Below are 4629 nucleotides of genomic sequence, written 5' to 3'. Positions count from 1 at the left end.
GCTGTGGTTGGACATAGACCGCCACGGGCCACCACGGGCCCAAGGCCGTCAGGCGGCCGGTCCGATCGGGTTTCCAGTGCCACCCCAGGCAAGTCCGCCACGTTGTCGGCTGGCTCTGTCAGCCCGTGCTGAGCGGCGCAGTCTCCTCGACCTCGAGCTGGTGGTCGGCCCAGACGTAGCTTTCGGGCAGCAAGTCGGTGATGCGGACGGTTCGGATGCTGTCGCCTCGCCCGACGATGACCTTGAGCGCGGGGAAGTAGTCGAGAAGGACCTGACGGCACCGGCCGCACGGGGGAACAACCCCCCGGTCGCGGTCGCCGACGGCGACGATCGTGTCCAGATCGTAGGCGCCCTCGGCTGCTGCAGTGCCGATGAGGACCAGCTCTGCGCAGGGGCCTCCCGTGAAGTGGTAGGCGTTCACCGCCGTGACGATCCGGCCGTCCCGGGCGCGGGCCGCGGCCGCCATGGTGTGGTTGTCGCCCCGGCAACGAGTACGAGCGACGTGCGCCGCGGCCTGGATGAGTTCATGGTCGGCGTTGTGGGTCTGCGTGGTCATCTTCTCTGCCTTCGTCAGGGGTCAGGTGACATTGCCACCCGAGTGACGATGGCATGCAAGCGAATATCGGCGGTGCGCCTGTTCCGCCGGGCGATGCAGCGGCGGCCGTACATTGGGACCATGGCAGAAGATCAGCATCCGGACGTCGTCGTCGACAACGGTGTCGAGGTGCCGGTGCCCGACGACGGCCGGCTGTGGGCGGTGGGGGCGGTGATCCTCGACCGGCAGGGCCGGGTCTTCGCCCAGAAGCGCAGCCCCGACCGGCGGCTCTTCCCTGACTGCTGGGACATCGTGGGCGGCCACGTCGAGTCCGGCGAGACCCTGATGGACACGCTCGTGCGGGAGGTGGCGGAAGAGACGGGCTGGCGTCTGCGCCGGGTCCGGCGCCTGCTCGGCGTCACGACCTGGACCGGAGACGACGGCAACGGGGAGCGGCACGAGGCCGACTACCTCGTCGAGGTCGACGGCGACCTGGACCATCCCGTCCTGGAATGGTCCAAGCACACCGCCTACGACTGGTTCGGCCCCGAAGACCTGCCCCGGCTCAAGGAGAACCGCGCCCCTGGGGAGTTCCTCATCCACGACTTGATCGCCGCCGCGCTACAAGCGCGCCCGCAGACGTTCTAGCTGGCAGCAACAACCGGAAGGGAACTGCTGCGGGCCGCTCGCCTCAGCACCGGCGGCTCTGGTACGGCACGGGGGCGGGTACCGGTTCGGGCGGTGTCGGGCAGCGGCGGAAGGAAACGAGGAAGGTCAGCGCGATTCCGCCTGCCACGACGAAGAGCGCGGTGCCGATGCCGTCGGCGGTGGCGATGCGAAGCTGTTCACCCGTGAGGCCATCGAGTCCGGCAGTCGCCACCAGGACGAGGACGGCGAGGCCGAGCGCTGCACCGGCGCCCGAGCCGGTGGAGGCGATGCCGGAGGCGATGCCTTGTTGCCGGTCGGAGATTCCGGTGGCGGCGGCGATGAACATGGCGGTGAAGACCACCCCGTCGCCGATGCTGAGCGCCACGAGGCCGGGGATGAGTTCGACGTACGTGCCGTACGGCGAGATCGCGAGGCCGAGCCCGACTGCACCGAGTGCACCCACGGCGAGGGCTGCGGCCAGCGTGCGCCTGAGGCCGAACCGCGTCACCAACTGGCCTGCGATCGTCGAACCGGCCACCACCACTGCCGTGGGGATGAGGAAGCCGGCGCCGGTCTGCAAAGCGTCGTAGCCCAGGATCTCCTGGAAGTAGAGGGAGAGGAAGTAGAGCACGGAGCCGAAGGTCGCCATGAACATGAACGCGATGACGACACCGGTGACCAGGTTGGGGTTGGAGAGCAGCCGCGGTGGCATCAGGGGGTCGGAGCTGCGCCGCTCGATGATGACGAAAGCACCGATCAGCAGGAGGCCCGCCACGGCACTCACCAGGATGCCCGGCGAAAGCCAACCCAACCCGGGGCCTTGCACGAGGGCGAACACGATGAGTGTGACGCCGAAAGTGACGCTGAGCGCACCCGGCAGGTCGAACCTGCGGCCCTTTTCGCGTTCCCCATCTGGCGGGATCAGTACGAAGGCAAGGAGCAGCGCAGGGCCGGCCAGGGCGACGTTGACGAGGAAGACCGCTTCCCAGCCGAACGCCTGAGTCAGAAGACCGCCGAGCAGCACGCCGATGACGAGCCCTGCCGCGCCTGCCCCTCCCCAGATTCCCAATGCGCGGTTGCGGGCGCGGCCTTCGACGAACGTGGTGTTGATGAGTGCCAGGGTGGTGGGGAAGACGAGGGCTCCGCCGAGACCTTGGAACGCGCGGGCGGCAAGGAGCATTCCGGCGCTGGCCGAGAATCCTCCCGCGAGTGACGCCCCGGCATAGAGTGCGAGGCCGGTGACCAGGATGCGCCGGCGTCCGAGGAGGTCGGCGGCACGCCCGCCGAACAGCAGGAAGCCGGCCGAGGCCACTGCGTAGGCGCTGATGACCGACTGGAGCGTCTGCGCGGAATAGCCGAGGTCGCGTGCAATGTCGGGGAGCGCCACGACGACGATGTACTGGTCGAGCGAAACGATCAGCATGGCGAAGGACAGGAGCGCCAGCATCGCCGTCCCACGGTTCCAGCCGAGGCTGCCGGCTGCAGATGATGTCTCTGGGGGTCGCACGGCAGCACTCCTGATGATCGGTCAAGCCTGCGCTCGACGCCTGCCGGGAGGTTCCGTCCCCGCCGAGGCGGACGGCTGTCTGGACCCTATCCAGCCGACCCTCACCGATCCCGTCAACGACCCACGTCAGACGCTCAGCACGTACCACTGCTTGGTGGTCTTTCCGTGCAGGTAGAGGTTCGGCCCCCGGCCGACGGGGCGCCGGTAATTCGGCAGCGGCGAACCGTTCGGCATGGTGGCAACCGCCTCCTCCACCACGACGACTTCATCGTCCGTCATTCGGCAGTGGGAAAGCCGGTCACGGCAACGGGAAGCTCCTCCGCCGAGGAAGAGCGCGCGGTCACCCTGGACCGCCAGACCACGAGGGGAACCCACAGGGGTCCCCCGCACCCGGATCCGTCCGTTGGCATGGGCGTGCAGCAGCGGCGATCGGGGCCAATAGACTGCCCAGGCCGCGCCGTCGACGACATTCAGCGCTTCGATGTCGGCAATGTGTGGGGCACCTTCGGGCGGCCGATAATCCCACAGACCGTTCCCCCCGCTGTCCCAGCGGACCAAACCGGGGGCACTGATGGGGTCGGAGAAGATTCCTTCGTCGAAATAGCCGCTCCACAGATTGTTCCTGCGGTCCGCCATCATCAAGTCCACTGCCGCACCCATGTCGAAGCCGATCCGCGGCCGGCCGTCACGCCCGAATATCTGAGCGTTTCGCGCGCCACGATATCCGTAAAGGATCAGACGGCCGTTGGGCAGGGCATCCACGCGCGTGGGCAGCAGCGCCACGCTCCTTATGGTGCGCTCCTCCACACTGCCGGCGTCGTTGATGACAAGAAGAGCATCGAAAGGATATTTCGGAGGCTCGGGACGAGCTCGCCCGTGCGGGTTCGAAACCAGTTCTGCCTCGGGACAGATCAACCAGAGGGCCCTTCCCCACGCATCCACCGTGGAGGCCAGGACCTTGCGTTCGTCGTACTGCCGGGGCAACAGTGCGTAGGGGCGCAGGGCCACCTTCCGCAAAGAGATCACCTCGCGGGAGAAGAAGTGTGACGTTCCATGATCGCAGATGCCGGAACCTCCGACGCAACATCCTCCGCAACCGATTCCGCAATCCCTCGCGGCGACGGCCCCGGCCTGGCCTTCCAGTGGGTCACCGGGCGAACTACGTGACTGAGCCGGGGCGGTCGATCCGGTAGACGTAGTGCGCGCGGTCGTCGACGGGGTTGTCCGGTGCCAACTCGGCTTCCGCGATCCGGTGCAGACCCGCCTTCTCGAGCACCCGCCAGGACGCCCGGTTCGCGGCGGACACCGGGATGATGATCGCTGTGGCGTCGGGATGATCGGTCCAGGTCGCATCGACGATCGCGCGGATCATGCGCGCACCGAGCCCCTGACCAACCTGTCGCGGATCACCGATCAGGTAGTCGAGGCTCATCGCCCCCTTCGGTACGTCGACTTGGCCCGCGAACTCGTCGATGTACTCCGGGTAGTCGGCGAACCGGCAGCGCTGTACGAGGCCCACGGGTTCGCCGTCGAGCAGCACGAGCAGGTCCTCCGACGGTTCTTCCCCGCGCGCCGCCGGGCCGAAGTCGCGGGCCACTGCCTCCGGCGAAGTCTCGTGGTTCCACCACCGCGCGACGTGCGGCTCTTCGAGCCACCGCCTCAGCCGCGGGAAGTCGGTCTCGCCGAGTCGGCGCCAGGTGATCATCGGGACCCCTCGCCAGAAGCCGTCAACAGGTCGCACCCGCAGTTCCACGGGATCCGCATGCGATGCGCCTTGCGTGTCACCGCCGTCATCCCCACGAACGCGCGGCGGTGTTGAGAAAGTCGGTCCGCCCCTCGCCTGTGCCGTAGCGAGAGCCGGCCGGCTCGACTGGCGATGGCGCCGTACCGGGGATCAGAAACTCCGGACTCATCACGATGCCGACGGTAACACTCGCCT

At 67.9% G+C, this 4629-nt stretch carries 5 protein-coding genes; 1 reads left to right on the top strand and 4 read right to left on the bottom strand.

Annotated features, from left to right (window positions below):
• Positions 1 to 118: 118 nt before the first annotated feature.
• Positions 119 to 556, bottom strand: a complete 438-nt coding sequence (locus AB0447_RS36330) for a cytidine deaminase (RefSeq protein WP_366481235.1) — start codon at positions 554 to 556, stop codon at positions 119 to 121.
• A 120-nt stretch (positions 557 to 676) separates the two neighbouring features.
• On the opposite strand from AB0447_RS36330, the gene AB0447_RS36325 reads away from it, so the two are divergent.
• Positions 677 to 1183, top strand: a complete 507-nt coding sequence (locus tag AB0447_RS36325) for an NUDIX domain-containing protein (RefSeq protein ID WP_366481234.1) — start codon at positions 677 to 679, stop codon at positions 1181 to 1183.
• A gap of 43 nt (positions 1184 to 1226) precedes the next feature.
• Here the strand turns inward: AB0447_RS36325 and AB0447_RS36320 are convergent, their stop codons facing one another.
• The 3 genes from AB0447_RS36320 to AB0447_RS36310 all read right to left on the bottom strand — a co-directional run bounded on the left by AB0447_RS36320 (position 1227) and on the right by AB0447_RS36310 (position 4395).
• Positions 1227 to 2630: an MFS transporter gene (locus AB0447_RS36320; protein WP_366481233.1), complete on the bottom strand. Its 1404-nt coding sequence runs from the start codon at positions 2628 to 2630 to the stop codon at positions 1227 to 1229.
• A 186-nt stretch (positions 2631 to 2816) separates the two neighbouring features.
• Positions 2817 to 3716, bottom strand: coding sequence for a hypothetical protein (locus AB0447_RS36315; protein WP_366481232.1), 900 nt, complete (start codon positions 3714 to 3716; stop codon positions 2817 to 2819).
• 133 nt (positions 3717 to 3849) lie between these two features.
• Entirely contained in the window at positions 3850 to 4395 is a 546-nt protein-coding gene (locus AB0447_RS36310; protein WP_366481231.1) for a GNAT family N-acetyltransferase, read from the bottom strand.
• Between the last annotated feature and the right edge of the window lie 234 nt (positions 4396 to 4629).

Origin of the sequence: Streptomyces sp. NPDC051211, from assembly GCF_040689505.1 — a bacterium.
In the GTDB taxonomy this organism is placed as follows: Bacteria; Actinomycetota; Actinomycetes; order Streptomycetales; family Streptomycetaceae; genus Streptomyces.
This window is presented reverse-complemented; position numbering and strand designations above follow the sequence as displayed.

Bases quoted from the DNA above. Each gene is read 5' to 3' on its own strand.
- AB0447_RS36320 (WP_366481233.1), bottom strand. From the start codon at position 2,630: ATGCTGGCGCTCCTGTCCTTCGCCATGCTGATCGTTTCGCTCGACCAG.
- AB0447_RS36330 (WP_366481235.1), bottom strand. From the start codon at position 556: ATGACCACGCAGACCCACAACGCCGACCATGAACTCATCCAGGCCGCG.
- AB0447_RS36310 (WP_366481231.1), bottom strand. From the start codon at position 4,395: ATGATCACCTGGCGCCGACTCGGCGAGACCGACTTCCCGCGGCTGAGG.
- AB0447_RS36325 (WP_366481234.1), top strand. From the start codon at position 677: ATGGCAGAAGATCAGCATCCGGACGTCGTCGTCGACAACGGTGTCGAG.